Raw genomic sequence first — 15,051 nt, 5'->3', positions numbered from 1 at the left:
GTCATTCGCCTCCCCGCCGGACGGCGGTCTGCTCGTCGTAGCGCACGTCGGGCAGGAACCCGCTGCGCAGCCAGCCGTCGTCGCCCGCGGTGAACCGCCACCGCGCCGACGGCGCCGAGCCGAGCACGATCACCACCCATGTGAACTCCGCGCCGGCGAACCGGGCCGCGAGCATGTCCTGCTGCGCCGCCGTCGGCGCCTGGGACAGCACCAGCACGCCGCCCTCGCCCACCTCCAGCTCGGGGACAACCTGCTCGATCCCCGCGAGGTGCTCCACCTGCTCCGGCTGCGGCAGGCCGTTACCCACCATGACCACCCGCGGGTCGTCCGACCACGGGTTGCCCGTCAGCTCGCCGAGCCACCGGCGGAGCACCTCGTGCCGCGCTCGAGTCGGCCCGTCCAGGCTGATCACGCCACGTGCCGCCGCGAAGTCGACCAGCACCCGGCCCGTCTCGCTCATACCCATGTTGACCAGCCGGGCGAACCGCGCCGTCGAGCCGTCCGACGCCGCGCCCGACTGCAGCTTCGCCAGCGCCGCCGCCCAGCTCTGCCCGTCCTCGCTGACCGCCCACGGCTCGGGGGCGGGCGACGCCGGGTTGGTCAGCCGCAGCCGCAGCGAGCTGCCCTCGATGAACACGCCGGTGATGCCGGGCAGCTCCAGCCCGTCCCGCTCGCAGGCCGCCATCAGCACCCGCAGCGACCGGTCGACGGTCCAGGCGGCCGACGTGTCGGTGCGCAGCAGGCTGTCGTCGAACGGCTCGTTGCGCTTGCGGCGCCGCAGGAGCCAGACGCCGAACCAGACCAGCGCGCCCAGCACGAGCGCCGCCCCGACCGCGAACCAGACCGGGCCGACCGGGACGGAGCTGCCCGCCTCGTCGATGCCCGTGACCTCCGTCGGTTCGGCCGACGGCGACGGGGAGGGCGGGTTCTTGCGCGACGGCGGCTCGTATCCTGGCAGCGGGCCGAAGACCAGCTCCTCGCCCGTGGCGTCCCTGGGCATCTTGAGCACCCACCCGGCCCGCAACGTCCGGGGGTCCGTCAGGTACTTGCCGTCGGGCTGCCGGTGCCCCTCGGTCAGCTCGGCGATCTCGGGCCACCGCTCACGGTCGCCCAGGAACTTCTCGGCGATGTCGTTGAGCTTCTCGACCTTCCCGTCCGGCGTCTTGCCGACGACGTGGTACAGGACCGAGCCCGGCGGCCCGGTGCGCTCGGGCACGGGCGCCGACGTCGACGGGGCCGGCGCGGGGGCCACCGGCGTGGATCTCGTCGGCCGCGGATCGGACGCCGTCGGCCGGGGATCCGGCTTCTTGGTCGGCGTCGGCTTGACCGGTTCCGGCTCCGGCTTCGCCTTGGCCTCGCCGAAGATCCGCAGCTCCCAGATCGAGTTTCCCGCCGTGCCGCTCCGGGCCGTGGAGTACATCTGCACGTAGCGGCCCTCGCCCAGGATGTTGATCACGTCCTGGCCGCCGTCGCCCTCGCCGAACCAGTGCGTCTCCCAGGTCTCGCCGTCGTTCGACAGCTGGATCGAATAGTTCGTCGAGTGCTCGACCTCCCAGTCGATCTCGACCCGGTGCACGGTCGTGGACCGCTCCAGGTCGATCCGTATCCACTGCGGGTCGCTGAACCCGCTGGACCATCGGGTCTGCGCGTTGCCGTCCACCGCGTTGCGCGCGGGGAAGTCGGGGTTCTCGAGCGACGACGCCACCGCCGGCTTGCCCCGCGAGAGCAGCACCACCGGCTCCTCCTGCGCCTGCGCCGGCTCCGGTACGACCGGCACGACGGCCCCGACGAGCGCCGTCAGCACCACTGCCACCAGGGCGCGCCGCAGGCCGCGCGTCAGTTGCTCACTCACCGGCCCGTCGCACCGCCGTCTGCTCGGTGTAGCGCACGTCCGGCAGGAAACCGCTGCGCAGCCAGCCGTCCTCGGTGGCCGTGACGCGCCACTTCGCCGACGTCGACTCGCCCAGCACGATGACCACCCAGCCGAACCCCGTGGACGCGAACCGCGCCGCGAGCATCTCCTGCTGCGCCGCCGACGGCGCCTGCGACAGCACCAGCACCCCGCCGTCGGCGGCCTCCAGCTCGGGGATCACCTGCTCGATCGCCGACAGGTGCTCGGCGAGCTCGGGCTGCGGCAGGCCATTGCCGACCATCACGACCCGGGGATCGTTCGACCAGGGATTGCCGGTCAGCTCCCCGAGCCACCGGCGCAGCACCTCGTGCCGTGCCCTGGTGGGACCGTCCAGGCTGATCAGGCCGCGTGCCGAGGCGAAGTCGACGAGCACCCGGCCCGTCTCGCCCACGCCGATGGTCACCAGGCGCGCGAACCGCGCGGTCGAGGCATCGGAGGCGTCCGCCGACTGCAGCCGGGCCAGCGGCGCGGACCAGCTCTGCCCGTCCTCGTTCGCCACCCACGGCGCGGGCGCCGGGGAGACCGGGGTCCCCAGCCGGAGCCGCATCGCCCCGCCCTCGATGAACACGCCGGTGACCGGCGGCACGTCCTGGCCGTCCCGATCGCACGCGGCGATCAGCACCCGCAGCGCCCGGTCGACCATCCACGCCGCCGACGTGTCGGTGCGCAGCAGGCTGTCGTCGAACGGCTCCTCCCGGCCGGCCCGCAGCCGGCGCACCAGGAGCAGCCCGCCGAACGCGGCCGCGGCGGCCAGCACCAGCCCGCCGAGCACGATCAGCACGGGGACCAGCCAGGACGGCGCGCCCGCCGCGCTCTCGCCGGCATCCGCGGCGGACGACGGCGCGGACGACGGCGCAGCCGACGCCGGTGCGCTCACCTCCGGGCTCGGACCAGGGAGCGGGCCGTGCTGCAGGCCCTCCCCCTCGGCGTCCTCGGGCAGCTGCAGCACCCAGCCCACCTCGACCACCTCGGGGTCGGTGAGCACACCCCCGTCCGGCTGGGTGCGGCCCTCGTTCAGGTCGAAGATCTCGGTGTGCCGCTCGCCGTCGCCCAGGAAACGCTCGGCGATCAGGTACAGGTACTCGGTCTCGCCCTCCGGCGTCCGGCCGATCACGTAGTACGGCACCGCGACCGCGGCGTCCGACGGCGCGGCGTCCGACGGTGCGGCGTCCGACGGCGCGGCGTCCGCCGGACCCGTCGGCAGCACGCCGACCTCGATGCCCTCGCCCTCGGCGTCGTCGGGCAGCTGCATGACCCAGCCCGGCAGGACGGAGGTCTCATCGGTCATGACGCCGCCGTCCGGCTGCGTGCGGCCCTTGTTCAGCTCGAAGATCTCCTTGTACCGGTTGCCGTCGCCGAGGAACCGCTGGGCGATGTCGAACAGGAACTCCGGCTCGCCGTTCGGCTTGGTCCGCAGCACGTAGTACTTGACCTGCTCGCCGTCCCCGTCCTGGTTCGCGTCGGTGACGGCGTGGCTGCCCACGAGGGTGCTCGCGGCTGCCGGTCCCGCGGACGCGATGACGAAGGTGGCGGCCGACGCCGTGGACAGGACCGCCGCCGCGAGGGCCCGGGCGGTGCGGTGGACGTGGTGCACGTTGACTCCGTCTTCAGATGTGTCGGTACGTCAGATGTGTCACGCGGAGCCGGGGACCTTCCGCTCCGGCAGGTTCGCGATGTCGGTCCCGGGGCCCGCCCAGCGGAAGGTGCCCATCACCGCGTCGAAGAAGAAGACCAGCGCCTCCGCGAGGCGTTCGGTGTCGTGGCTGTTCCAGATCGTGCTGAAGGACATGGCGAGCCACTCCCCCTCGGCGTCGTCGCGCGAGACCACGTACAGCACCTGGCGGGTGGAGACCACCGGCCAGTCACCCTCCTGCTGCACCTCGTGCGAGGTCGCGACGACGCGGACGCCGGGCCTGCCGTCGACCTCGACCAGGTCGCTCTCCTCGTACCCGTCGGCGAGGATGCTGGTCGCGACGGCCACGGGATCGCGGCCGGGGTCGCTGGTGAACTCCAGCTCGGTGATGGAGGCGGGGATGATCGTGCCGTTCATCGGCTCGGTCGGGAGGTAGACCGATCCGCTTCCCGCGTCGCGCGCGCCGTCGAGGGTCCGGTGCAGCTGGTCGCGCAGCATGTGCCGGTGCGGCTCCGCCGTGTCCCGGGGCAGGTCGCTCGGCAGCGCCCTGGCGACGACCTCCTCGATCGCGTCGTCCAGCTCGCGGGCCCGCCCCTCCCCCGTGGGGAACCGCGCCCACCCGGGTGGCAGCAGCATGACCCAGCTGTCGGTCGGCTTCCCGATCGCGAGGGCGTCGCCCGGCATGCCGTTGCGTGCTTCGCTCATCGTGTTTCGTTCATGGTGCGCTCCGGGTGATCTGCACGGCGGGCAGGAGCTGGTCGAGCAGCTCCACCATCGCCGCGACGAGGAACAGGTCGACGGTGCGCCACACCAGCACGGTGTCGACGACGGCGTCGTGGTGCTCGACGCGCCGGCCGACGGCGACGCTCATCCAGCCGGTCCCGGCTTCGTCGATGTCGAGGCGGACCACCCGCACGCCGTCGCCGTCGGGCAGGTCCAGGTGCTCGACGTTCGGCGGCGCGGCCAGGTTGCCGCCCGTCGCGCCGAGCGCGTCCATGAGGCCGTCGTCCGGGTCGGCCGGATCGCTCACGCCCACGGCGACCAGGACCGGGACGGGCCCGTTCCCCATCACCCCGAGGGCGCTGACGACCCGGTTGCCACCCGGCGCCATGCCGTCGGCGAAGGCCCGGAGGTTCACCACCGAGTCGGCGGCGAGCTGGTCCAGCTCGGCGCGCTCGGCGTCGTCCAGCTCGACCGTCTCGCCGGACTCGTCCGGGCGCGGCTCGACCGACTCACGGACGACCACGGTTGCTTCCTGCTCCCAGCCCGGGATCTCGTCGGGATCGTCGAGCCCGGTCGCCGGGACCACGAGCCAGCCCACGGGCGGCTCGATCCGCCAGGTCCAGCCGGAGATCTCGACGTCGTCGACGCCGCGGGACGTGTTGCTGCTCTGCGTCGTCATAGGCCCAGCTGATCCGAGTAGAGGCCCGCGTAGTCGGCATCGCGCCAGCCGTAGAGGCTCCAGCGCGGGTCGGCGGGATTGAAGTTGGAGGGGTTGAGCAGGCTGAACGGCCGCATGCCCCAGGAGAACGTGTACGAGATGGGCCCGATGTACATCCACGGCTTGATGGCGAAGCCGGTGACGCCGATCTGGCTGAGGGCGGCGCTGATCTTCTGCACGTCCTTGATGTCGCTGATGCCGATGAGGCGGTCCCAGCGGTAGTCGCCGCGCGGCCACATCGTCTTGATGCGGCTGATGTCGTTCTTGAACCACGCGCTCAGCTTGCTGAAGTCGCCCTTGATCCACGCGTTCGGTTTGCCGATCTGCCACCAGCCGGGCGACACGCTGGTCTTGCCGGCGAAGTCCTGCCAGCCACGTAGCTTGGAGCCCAGCGGGCCGATCTTGAAGCTCAGGGCGGAGATCTGGCGTGCGATGTTCGGCGTCGCGCCGATCGTCAGGAGGTTGCGCAACCATTCCCGGTCTCGCATCAGGTTCTGCATCACCTTGGTCTGGTTGCCGAGCGATCCGGCTCCCTTGGTCAGGAGCCCGGCCTGGACGTTCTTGAGCGAGCCGGCCATCTTCGCCGCGACCCCGATCAGGCCGAGGCTGAGCACGCCGATGATGACGCTCAGCCAGCTGCCCTCGCCCTGCACGGCGAGGATGAAGCTGGCGGCGACCGAGATCACCGTGGCGACGACGCTGAGCAGGGTAAGGATGCCCAGGCCCGGGATGAGGATGCTCAGCACGGCGAGCGCCATCCCGATGTACATCAGGATCTCGACGAGCTTCTTGAGGATCTTGTTGAGCTGGTGCAGGAACGCTTCCCAGCCGCTGTGCTTCAGGCCGTCGTCGCCCCAGTTCTCCCGGATCTTGCGGGCCGCCGCGTCGGCGGCGGTGTCGAACGCGCTCATCGCGGCGACGGCTCTGGCCTTCGCCGCCGCGAGGTCCTGCTTCGCGGCCTCGATCTTGCCCGAGCGGTTCGCTGTGGCCTGCCGGTCCGCCTCGGTGAGCGGCGGCGCGTCGTCCGGCCGGTCGTCGTTCACCGGGTCGGGCATGCCCTCCGCCGAGCTCTGGGCGCCCGCGGCGTCCTCGGCGTCCCGGAGGGCGAAGCCGGTCTCGGAGCGTGCGGTCTCCAGCGCGGGCTTGTAGGTGCGCAGCGCGTCGCGGACGTCGGCGTACCGGCCGGCCGCCTTGTTCAGCGCGTCGGCGCTCTCACGGGACCGCTTGCGCATGGCGTCGGCGGCCACACCCTTGAGCAGGGTCTCGTCGCCGTCGCCGATCTTCTTGAGCAGCTTCGCCTGGGTTTCCATCTGCGTCGTGATGCTCTCGTAGTGCCTGATCACCTCATCCAGGCCGGAAGCCTCCGCCGGGACAGGGTCCGAGTCATAGTCGAGCAGATGCCAGTCCCCGCCCCGGACAGCGCTCATCGATCCTCTTCCTGTCGTTGCTGCTCGTCTCGTTGCTGCTCGTCTCGTTACTGCTCGTCGAAGGACTTGGCCAGCTCGACCTCAAGGTTGTTCCACTGCTCGGACGCCTGCTTCATCTTCTTCTGCAGGTCCGAGAGGTTGGTGGTCAGCTTTTCCCGCTTGACCCACCAGCTGTCGATGAAGTCGTCCATGGCGCTCTTCACTGCGTCGTGGCCCCAGAGGGTGCCGTCGCCCCACAGCTTGTCCATGCCCTTGAACTCGTCAACGATCGCCGCCAGCTGCTTCTCGGCATCGTCCAGCGCGATCGACGTGACGACGAGGTCGGACACGGGACTACTTGTTCAGCGCGTTGGCGAGCTCTTCGTCGGTCTTGCGCAGCGCCTCGGCGGCCTGCTTGAGGTACTCGCCGATGCCGGTCAGACCCTCCATGACCTGCTTGCCACCCTTGTCGAGCTCCTTGTAGGACTCGTCGAACCGCTTGGAGGACTTGTCCGTCACGTAGCCGTCCTGCACCAGGTTGTCCACCATCGATCGAAGCTGGTCGAGCTTGCCCTGCATGTCGTCCGACTCCTGCTTCAACCGCTGAGCGGCGTCTTCCATCTCCTGGAAGGTCACCTTGATGTTGGCCATGGCAGAACCTCTCGCTCGTGTGTCGTGGATTCGTGCTTCGCAATCGTTACTAATCGGACCAACCGGACGGCGACAATTGTGTGAACAGCCCGGGAACGGCACGCGGCGTGGCGAAGACGGGCCCGGGCAATGCCCGGACCCGTCGTGATCTCCGCTCAGATGAGCGCCGGAAAGGGCCTCTCATCAGCGCTTTCGCCCTCGGCGCCGGAGGCGATGGGACTCAGCAGACGTGCTCGCCGACGTGCCGCTCCCACTGCGCGCGCTGAGCTGCCGGGACTCCTCGGTAGAGTCCGCCCGACGGCGGTGTGCGCCACGAGCACGCACACCGCCGTCGGGCGGCGGCCCTTGCAGGTGTCGGACCCACGGGTCAGACGACCAGTGGGCCCGACAGGTCAGGACTGGCCGGCGCCCGCGCTCACTATCGACTTGATCTGGGCGGCCGGGTCGAGCGTGTACGAGTAGGGCACGTCGGCCACGGAGCCGCCCTGCTGCCCCTCGCCGGAGTTCTCGAAGTGGTTGTCCCGGGCCACGAGGGTGCCCTCGTCCGAGTCGCCCTCACCGAGGTGGAACGGGTCCTCGGTGTTCTCGAAGTAGTTGCCCTCGACGAGCACGCCTGCCTCCTGGGTGGAGGCGACGCCGTAGCTACCGACGTCCGTGTACAGGTTGTTGAACACGTGCACCGGGTTGCCGAAGCGGACGCGTGGGTTGCGCTGGTTGGTCCCGTCGAACCAGTTGTGGTGGTAGCTCACGCGCAGGTGCCCGCGGTCCTGGGACGCGTTGTCGTCCGAGTGGCCCACGAGCGAGTTCTTGTCCTGCCCGTTGAAGTGGTTCCACGAGATGGTGACGAAGTCGGACCCGCGCTTGGTGTCGACCGCGCCGTCGTAGCCGGTGCCGAACGTGTTGTGGTCGATCAGCACGTTGGTGGACGTCTGGATGTTGATGGCGTCGTCGGCCCAGTCGTCGAACGCGAGGTTCTCGACGATCACGTTCTCGACCTCGACGATGTTCAGGCCGCAGCCGGTGAGCTGCGCGCCGGACGCACCCCGGAGGGTCGTGTTCGAGCCGACGTCGATCATGTCGCCGCACGAGACGTTGCCCGAGACCTCGATGACCTTCGCCGCGTCACCCTCGAGGGCTGCGGTCAGCTCGGACTCCGAGCCCACCGTGACCGGCGATGCTCCCCCGCCGCCCGTGGTGCCACCGTTCTCGGCGGCCCAGCCGATCGCCGTCGCGGCGACCATGGGCGGCGCTGCCGGCGCTTCCGGCGCGGGCTCGGCGCTGGCGAGGCCCGGAACCAGGACGGCGCCCGTGGCGAGCAGTGCGCCCGCCCCCAGCCCGCCGATGACCGTTGCCGCACGTCGTGTTCTAGCCATACAGATCTTCCTCCTCGTTGAGGTCGATCGGGGACAGCCGGGCGCGTCGGCCCGTAGTGCGTGGTGCCGCCCTCGAACGTCGTTGAACTGGCGGATAGTGCCTGCAGGTAGTACACCGAGAAACCGGTTTCTCGGTTGGCCAACAACGAGACTGCAGCATCGGAGGGGGTGAAGTCAAGAGTTTCGGGAAACCGGTTCCTCAGCGCTTTTTCACCCAGTGAATCGTGGGCCCCGGCGGGGGCCCTACCCCTGAGCGGCGCGGAGCCCGGCTCCGGCAGCCGCCCTCGCCTCGGCGCGCTCCACCAGAGAGGCGACGACGGCGGCGAGCGGCACCAGCACCAGGTTGCCCAGCAGCATCGTGCGCAGGAACGGCAGGCCCGCCACGTAGCTCGCGAGCAGGCCGTCCAGCGTGGCCGGGTACATCCCGTCCAGCAGCCAGACGCCGAAGTTGGTCCACGCGAAGAACCACAGCGAGCCGCCGACACCCACACCGAGCGCGGCGGCGTACCGACCGGGGCCGCGCAGGTGCCGCGCGAGGATCGCGCCGGCGCCCACGACCGCCCACGCCGACCACGTGAACCACATGATCTGGGTGTTGCCGAGCACCGCGTCGCTCACGGCGACCACGGCGAACGGCACGACTGCCGCCCACCGGTTGCGCAGCAGCAGCACGGCGAGGAACGTCGCGGCGGTGGCGATCTCGAGGTTGGGCGGCGCGCCCAGGCCAGGCGCGACCAGGCGCCACGCCACGGCGGCGGTCAGCACCAGGACCACGGTGGCGGGGCGCCACCAGCGGTGGGCCAGCTCCCGGGCCGTCAGGTCCCGCCGGTCGGCCCCGGGTGTCAGTAGGTCTCGATCGTCCACGTGATCTCCTGGCCGTCCTCGGTCTCCAGTGTCCCAGCCCCGACCTGGGCCGGCTCGCCGTCCACGGACAGCGACCAGAACTCCTTCTTCGAGTCGTCCGCCACGCGGCCGCCGATGGCGGTCACGAACGCGTTCTCGCCCTCGCCCGTGACCTCGGCCGACGGGTCCGCCTCGAGCAGCAGCTCCAGGGCCGTGGCACCCGTACGCCCGGGGTAGCTGAACGTCTCCGCGCCCGCCGCCGGCGAAGCGCTGTCCGACGGCGACGCGCTGCTGGCTGCGTCCGACGGCGCGCTGAGGGTCGCCGAGACCATGGCCCCGGGCTCGGTGGCGGCTCCGCCGCAGGCCGCGAGCAGGCCGGCAACAAGAAGGGCGGTGGCTGCCGAGCCGAGGGCACGGAGCGGACGTCGAGAAGTCGTGTTCACGCTCGCGAGTCTAGGTCGGCGCGCGCCGCGCGGCGTCGCCGTCTCAGGACGACGACGCCGCAGAGCATCCCGGTAAGCGGCCCCTGTCAGCTGTCGACGGTCCGACGCCTCAGGGTCAGACGTCGATGCGCGAGCGGTCCAGCTCGGCTGCACCCGCGATGAGGAACTCCTTGCGCGGCGCCACGTCGGTGCCCATCAGCAGCTCGAACGCGCGCTCCGCGGCCTCGGCGTGCTCCGCCGTGACGCGGCGCAGCGTGCGGTGCCGCGGGTCCATGGTGGTCTCCGCGAGCTGGTCGGCGTCCATCTCGCCCAGGCCCTTGTACCGCTGGATGTCCGGCTTGTAGCGGCGCCCCGCCTTGTCGAGCTTCCTGAGCGTGGCATTGAGCTCGGCCTCCGAGTACGTGTAGATGTACTCGTTCTTGCGCCGGCCGTTGCCGATCACCTCGAGGCGGTGCAGCGGCGGGACCGCCGCGAACACGCGCCCGGCCTCCACCATCGGCTTCATGTACCGGTAGAAGAGCGTCAGCAGGAGCGTACGGATGTGCGCGCCGTCCACGTCGGCGTCGGTCATCATGATGATCTTGCCGTAGCGGGCTGCCTCGATGTCGAAGGAGCGGCCGGAGCCCGCACCCAGCACCTGGATGATCGCCGCGCACTCCGCGTTGCGGAGCATGTCGCTGATCGACGCCTTCTGGACGTTGAGGATCTTGCCGCGGATCGGCAGCAGCGCCTGGAAGTCGCTGGAACGCGCGAGCTTGGCCGTGCCGAGCGCGCTGTCGCCCTCGACGATGAACAGCTCGGAGCGGTCCACGTCGTTCGAGCGGCAGTCGGCCAGCTTGGCCGGCAGCGAAGAGGTCTCCAGCGCGTTCTTGCGGCGCGAGATCTCCTTCTGCTTGCGGGCCGTGATGCGGGCGCGCATCTCGGCGACGATCTTGTCGAGCAGCAGCGAGGCCTGCGTCTTCTCGTCGCGCTTGGTGGAGGTCAGACGCTCCTGGATCTCCTTCTCGACCACGCGGGAGACGATCTGGCGCACCGGTCCCGTGCCCAGCACCTCCTTGGTCTGCCCCTCGAACTGCGGCTCGGAGAGGCGCACGGTGACCACGGCGGTGAGGCCGGCGAGCACGTCGTCCTTCTCGATGCGCTCGGCGCCGTCCTTGGTGGAGACCTTGAGCTTGCGCGCGTTCGTCTCCACGCCCTTGCGGAGCACCTTGAGCAAGCCCTGCTCGAACCCGGTCAGGTGCGTGCCGCCCTTGGGCGTCGAGATGATGTTGACGAACGAGCGCACCTCGGTCTCGTAGCCCGTGCCCCAGCGCAGCGCGATGTCGACCTCGCAGTCCCGCTGCACCTCGCGCGGCGACATGTGGCCGCGCTCGTCGAGCACCGGGACGGTCTCCTTGAAGGTGCCCGAGCCCCGCAGGACCCACGTCGCCGTGACCGGCGAGTCGGGCGCCAGGAACTCCACGAAGTCGGCGGCGCCGCCGCTGTGCTTGAAGACCTCCTCGTGCGGGCCGTCCTCACCGGGCGTGCCCGGCAGCCCGCGCTCGTCGCGCACGAGGATCTCGAGGCCGGGCACCAGGAACGTGGTCTGCCGGACGCGCGTGACCAGCTCGTCGTAGCTGAAGACGGCGGACTTCGGGAAGATCTGCCGGTCGGCCCAGTAGCGCACGCGCGTGCCCGTGCGGCCGCGCGGTGCCTTGCCGACCACGGCGAGCTCGGAGTGGTCCACAAAGGGCTGGAACGGCGAGTCCGGGCCGGGTCCTGCTGCCGGGTCGGAGAACGTGCCCGGCTCACCACGGTGGAACGTCATGCCGTACGTCTTGCTGCCGCGGTCCACCTCGACGTCGAGCCGTGCCGACAGCGCGTTCACCACGGAGGCGCCGACGCCGTGCAGGCCGCCGGACGCCTGGTAGGAGCCGCCGCCGAACTTGCCGCCGGCGTGCAGCTTGGTGAAGACCACCTCGACGCCGCTCAGGCCGGTCTTGGGCTCGATGTCGATGGGGATGCCGCGGCCGTCGTCGGTCACCGTCACGGACGTGTCGGCGTGCAGCACGATCCCGATCTTCGTGGCGTGCCCGCCCAGGGCCTCGTCGACGGAGTTGTCGATGATCTCCCAGAGGCAGTGCATCAGGCCACGGGAGTCGGTGGTCCCGATGTACATACCGGGACGCTTACGAACCGCCTCGAGGCCCTCGAGGACGGACAGGTGGCGAGCGGTGTACGACTCGGACGTTGCGGTCACGGCGACAGCGTAGACGAGGTCACCGACAACGTCGGTGAGGCGCTCCACACGGGGACGCGTGGTGAACGCGTGGTGGTCGTGTGACACCAGGATTCACCCCATGACGGAAATTACCCTTTCAGCGCAATTGGGGGCGGATGGGGCCCAAGACTGTGAGCCACGCCGCTATGCTCGCAGCGAACCGGCCACCCGGGCTGGCATGAACCGCGCGAGCGAATGGTTGGATGGAGATGTGACGACCTTGACGACCGAACCGCTCACCGCCCTCGACCGCTGCGACCGCTGCGGCGCGCAGGCCTATGTGCGCGTCGTTCTGCCCGTGGGCGAGCTGCTCTTCTGCGGCCACCACGCCCGCGCACACGCGTCCGCCTATGTGGACGTCGCCACCCATGTCCAGGACGAGACCGACCGGCTCCACGCGGAGCACGGCCAGGCCTGAGCACAGGCCGGACACCCACCGGACCCCCTCAAACGTGGACGGCGGTGGGGTCACCTCGCGAGGTGACCCCACCGCCGTCGTCATGCTCAGCCCGCGGCGAGCTCCGCGACCTCGGCGTCGGACAGCGCCCGGTCGAAGACCCGGACGTCGTCGACGTCGCCCCGCATGTGGTCCACCTCGTTGCTGCCGTACTGGCCGCGGCCGATCACGAGGGATCCCTCGGTGGCCGGGGCGGTGCAGACGTCCTTCGTGGCGACCCGTTGGCCGTCCACGTAGAGCGACAGCGTCCCGGCCGCGGCGTCACGCACGCCCGTCAGGTGGTACCACTGGCCCGGCACCGGCTTGGTGGGCGACAGCGCGCGCGTGCCCACGAAGCTCATCGCCCAGCGCTGGTCCTGCCCCGAGTACTGCAGGAAGAACGCGCTGTTGCCGCCGGTGTCCTGGCTGACCACGGTCTGGAAGCCGCCGTCGGCCACGTCCAGCTTCGCCCACGCCGAGACGCTGTAGGAGCCGTCCGTGCGCACCAGGGACTGCCCCGTGTCGGCCTCGCCGGCGCCGTCGAACGACAGGCCACCGCCCGTGACGCCGTCGGTCCAGGTGGTGCCGGTCAGGGTCGCGTCGGCGTCGCCGACGCCGTCCGCCGCCACGGTGCCCGTGCCCTCGTCGAAGGTCCAGGCGTGCACTCCGGTCAGGCCGGGCGTGCCCGGGTCGACCACCGGCGGCTCGCCGCCCGTGCCGTCGGCGCCCTCGATGATCGACTGGTTGACGTCCCGCACCTGACCCAAGTCCATCTTCTCGACCTGGCGGTCGTAGGTGAAGAAGCCGTTCACCTCGTGCTCCACGTCGGTGATCTGCGTGTAGATCGACCCGCTGATGCCGCACTGCTGGGCTGCGGTGAGCACGTCCTCCTGGTTCTCGACGTAGCGGCGGGTGAGTGTGGCGACGTCGGGCGTCATCTCGTACGCGTGGCCGTCCTCGAACCACATATGGCCGTCGACCTCGAGGCCGAAGCCGCCGTGCTCGCCGTCGATCGACGCGCGCGTGGCATCCGGCACCGGCTGGGCCGGGCCCACGTACTGGTGCCAGTCGATGATGTCACCCTCACCGCTGTCCCCGAGCGAGTCGCAGCAGTTCACGCCGGAGTGCGCGTTCACCAGCCGCGTCGGGTCCTGCGCCTTGATCTCCCGGGCGATCCGCCCGGTCGCGTCCCTGGACCACTCGCCCCAGCCCTCGTTGAACGGCACCCAGCCGATCACGGAGGTCCAGCTCGAGTGCTGGTCGATCATCTCGTGCAGCTCGCGCTCGAACCGCTCCTGCGCCTCGACGGGCGGGCGGCCGGTCTTCATCGACGGCATGTCCTGCCACACCAGCAGCCCGAGCCGGTCGGCGTGGTAGAACCAGCGGTCCGGCTCCACCTTGATGTGCTTGCGCACCGTGTTGAAGCCGAGCTCCTTGTGCTTGACCAGGTCGAACGCGAGGGCCTCGTCGGTCGGCGCGGTGTAGATGCCGTCCGGCCAGTAGCCCTGGTCGAGCGTGGACAGCAGGAACAGGATCTCGCCGTTGAGCGTGACGTGGTTGCGCCCGTCCTCGCCCTTGGCGACCCCGATCTCACGCATGCCGAAGTACGAGCCCACGGTGTCCACGACCCGGCCGCGTGCGTCTCGGACGCGTACCTCCAGGTCGTAGAGGTTCGGGTCGTCCGGCGTCCACAGGTGGGCGCGCGGCACCCGCACGGAGATCTCCTCGCCGACGACGCCGGTGGTGCGCGCCACGACACGCCCGGGCCGCGCACGATCGGCGTCGGACGCCGCACTCCCCGAACGCACGACGACGTCGACGGTACGGCCGGCGGCCGCCGCGCTGCCGTCCACGGTGAGGGCCAGGGTGTTCGTGTCGACGTCGGTGGTCATGTCCAGCTGCTCGGCATGGGCGCCGGCGACGGGCTCCATCCAGACCGTCTGCCAGATGCCGGAGGCCCCCTCGTAGAAGATGCCGCGGTCGGGGACGTTGCGCTGCTTGCCGACGGGCTGCCAGGTAGCGTCCGTGCGGTCGGTGACGCCGACCAGCACCTCCTGCGGGCCCGACGCCGTCAGGGCGTCCGTGACGTCCGCGGAGAACCGGCCGTACCCGCCCTCGTGGTGGGCCACCTCCTGCCCGTTGACCCAGACCGTCGCGGTGTGGTCGACGGCGCCGAAGTTGAGCAGCACGCGCTGACCCGAGGTGCGCCAGGTCTGGGGCACCTCGACCGTGCGGCGGTACCACATGTGGTCCTCGTGCCGGTCGATGCCGGACAGCTCGGACTCCGTCGGGTAGGGGACGAGGATGTCCTCGGCGAGGGTCTCGCCGAACGGCGGCGCCTCCCCCTCCGCGGCCCCGGCGAACTCCCACAGCCCGTTGAGGTTCGCCCAGCGGTCGCGGGTCAGCTGCGGACGGGGATACTCCGGCAGCGCGTTGTCCGGCGTGACCTGCTCGGTCCACGGCGTGGGCAGGTGCGCGTCGGTGACCGGCCATGCGGCCTGGTCGCCGTCCGGCCCGGTGGCGGCGGGCGCGGAGGTACCCGGCACGACGGCGAGCACGGCGCCGGTGGCGAGAGCCACGAACGCGGCGCCGAGCCGCCGTCGGGCTATGGGGCGAGACAGGGCTGGAGCGGAACGAGCTGAGGGGTGTCTGC

Annotated in this window: 13 protein-coding genes; 1 reads left to right on the top strand and 12 read right to left on the bottom strand. The window is 70.8% G+C overall.

Going from position 1 to position 15,051, the window contains the following annotated elements; translation table 11 throughout:
* Position 1: 1 nt before the first annotated feature.
* From EW117_RS24930 to EW117_RS24880, 11 genes are all read right to left on the bottom strand, one after another.
* Positions 2–1,852 carry a discoidin domain-containing protein gene (locus EW117_RS24930; RefSeq protein WP_242504546.1) on the bottom strand — a complete coding sequence of 617 codons (1,851 nt, stop codon included), beginning with the start codon at positions 1,850–1,852 and terminating at the stop codon, positions 2–4.
* A complete protein-coding gene (locus EW117_RS24925) occupies positions 1,845–3,506 on the bottom strand; it encodes a hypothetical protein (RefSeq protein WP_129789431.1) in 1,662 nt (553 codons plus the stop codon). Before EW117_RS24925 ends, EW117_RS24930 begins: the two co-directional genes overlap by 8 nt.
* Before the next feature lie 39 nt (positions 3,507–3,545).
* Complete coding sequence (locus EW117_RS24920; RefSeq protein ID WP_129789430.1) at positions 3,546–4,250, bottom strand: hypothetical protein; 705 nt, start codon at positions 4,248–4,250, stop codon at positions 3,546–3,548.
* Between the two features lie 10 nt (positions 4,251–4,260).
* A complete protein-coding gene (locus EW117_RS24915; protein WP_129789429.1) occupies positions 4,261–4,947 on the bottom strand; it encodes a hypothetical protein in 687 nt (228 codons plus the stop codon).
* A complete protein-coding gene (locus EW117_RS24910; RefSeq protein ID WP_129789428.1) occupies positions 4,944–6,413 on the bottom strand; it encodes a hypothetical protein in 1,470 nt (489 codons plus the stop codon). The genes EW117_RS24915 and EW117_RS24910 overlap by 4 nt, the downstream gene beginning before the upstream one ends.
* A 47-nt stretch (positions 6,414–6,460) precedes the next feature.
* Entirely contained in the window at positions 6,461–6,742 is a 282-nt protein-coding gene (locus EW117_RS24905) for a hypothetical protein (protein ID WP_129789427.1), read from the bottom strand.
* 4 nt (positions 6,743–6,746) lie between these two features.
* Complete coding sequence (locus EW117_RS24900) at positions 6,747–7,043, bottom strand: WXG100 family type VII secretion target (RefSeq protein WP_129789426.1); 297 nt, start codon at positions 7,041–7,043, stop codon at positions 6,747–6,749.
* A gap of 392 nt (positions 7,044–7,435) precedes the next feature.
* Positions 7,436–8,416: a pectate lyase family protein gene (locus tag EW117_RS24895; RefSeq protein WP_129789425.1), complete on the bottom strand. Its 981-nt coding sequence runs from the start codon at positions 8,414–8,416 to the stop codon at positions 7,436–7,438.
* Between the two features lie 243 nt (positions 8,417–8,659).
* Entirely contained in the window at positions 8,660–9,280 is a 621-nt protein-coding gene (locus EW117_RS24890) for a DUF6580 family putative transport protein (RefSeq protein WP_242504544.1), read from the bottom strand.
* The gene (locus tag EW117_RS24885; protein ID WP_129789424.1) at positions 9,259–9,702 is read right to left on the bottom strand and encodes a DUF4430 domain-containing protein; all 444 of its coding nucleotides are present in this window, start codon (positions 9,700–9,702) and stop codon (positions 9,259–9,261) included. Before EW117_RS24885 ends, EW117_RS24890 begins: the two co-directional genes overlap by 22 nt.
* A gap of 115 nt (positions 9,703–9,817) precedes the next feature.
* Positions 9,818–11,941: a DNA gyrase/topoisomerase IV subunit B gene (locus EW117_RS24880; RefSeq protein WP_129789423.1), complete on the bottom strand. Its 2,124-nt coding sequence runs from the start codon at positions 11,939–11,941 to the stop codon at positions 9,818–9,820.
* A 199-nt stretch (positions 11,942–12,140) separates the two neighbouring features.
* Here EW117_RS24880 and EW117_RS24875 point away from each other — a divergent pair, with 199 nt between their 5' ends.
* Positions 12,141–12,380 carry a DUF7455 domain-containing protein gene (locus EW117_RS24875; RefSeq protein WP_129789447.1) on the top strand — a complete coding sequence of 80 codons (240 nt, stop codon included), beginning with the start codon at positions 12,141–12,143 and terminating at the stop codon, positions 12,378–12,380.
* Between the two features lie 86 nt (positions 12,381–12,466).
* On the opposite strand, the gene EW117_RS24870 is transcribed toward EW117_RS24875, so the two are convergent.
* Positions 12,467–14,977 carry a LamG-like jellyroll fold domain-containing protein gene (locus EW117_RS24870; RefSeq protein ID WP_242504542.1) on the bottom strand — a complete coding sequence of 837 codons (2,511 nt, stop codon included), beginning with the start codon at positions 14,975–14,977 and terminating at the stop codon, positions 12,467–12,469.
* Between the last annotated feature and the right edge of the window lie 74 nt (positions 14,978–15,051).

The sequence above is a fragment of the Promicromonospora panici genome, from assembly GCF_900608595.1.
GTDB classification, from domain to species: Bacteria; Actinomycetota; Actinomycetes; order Actinomycetales; family Cellulomonadaceae; genus Promicromonospora; species Promicromonospora panici.
The sequence above is the reverse complement of the archived record's forward strand: the minus strand, read 5'-3'. Positions and strand labels throughout refer to the sequence as shown.

Coding starts and splice junctions, on each gene's coding strand:
- EW117_RS24920 (WP_129789430.1), bottom strand. CDS start 4,250: ATGAGCGAAGCACGCAACGGCATGCCGGGCGACGCCCTCGCGATCGGG.
- EW117_RS24915 (WP_129789429.1), bottom strand. CDS start 4,947: ATGACGACGCAGAGCAGCAACACGTCCCGCGGCGTCGACGACGTCGAG.
- EW117_RS24910 (WP_129789428.1), bottom strand. CDS start 6,413: ATGAGCGCTGTCCGGGGCGGGGACTGGCATCTGCTCGACTATGACTCG.
- EW117_RS24900 (WP_129789426.1), bottom strand. CDS start 7,043: ATGGCCAACATCAAGGTGACCTTCCAGGAGATGGAAGACGCCGCTCAG.
- EW117_RS24895 (WP_129789425.1), bottom strand. CDS start 8,416: ATGGCTAGAACACGACGTGCGGCAACGGTCATCGGCGGGCTGGGGGCG.
- EW117_RS24875 (WP_129789447.1), top strand. CDS start 12,141: ATGAACCGCGCGAGCGAATGGTTGGATGGAGATGTGACGACCTTGACG.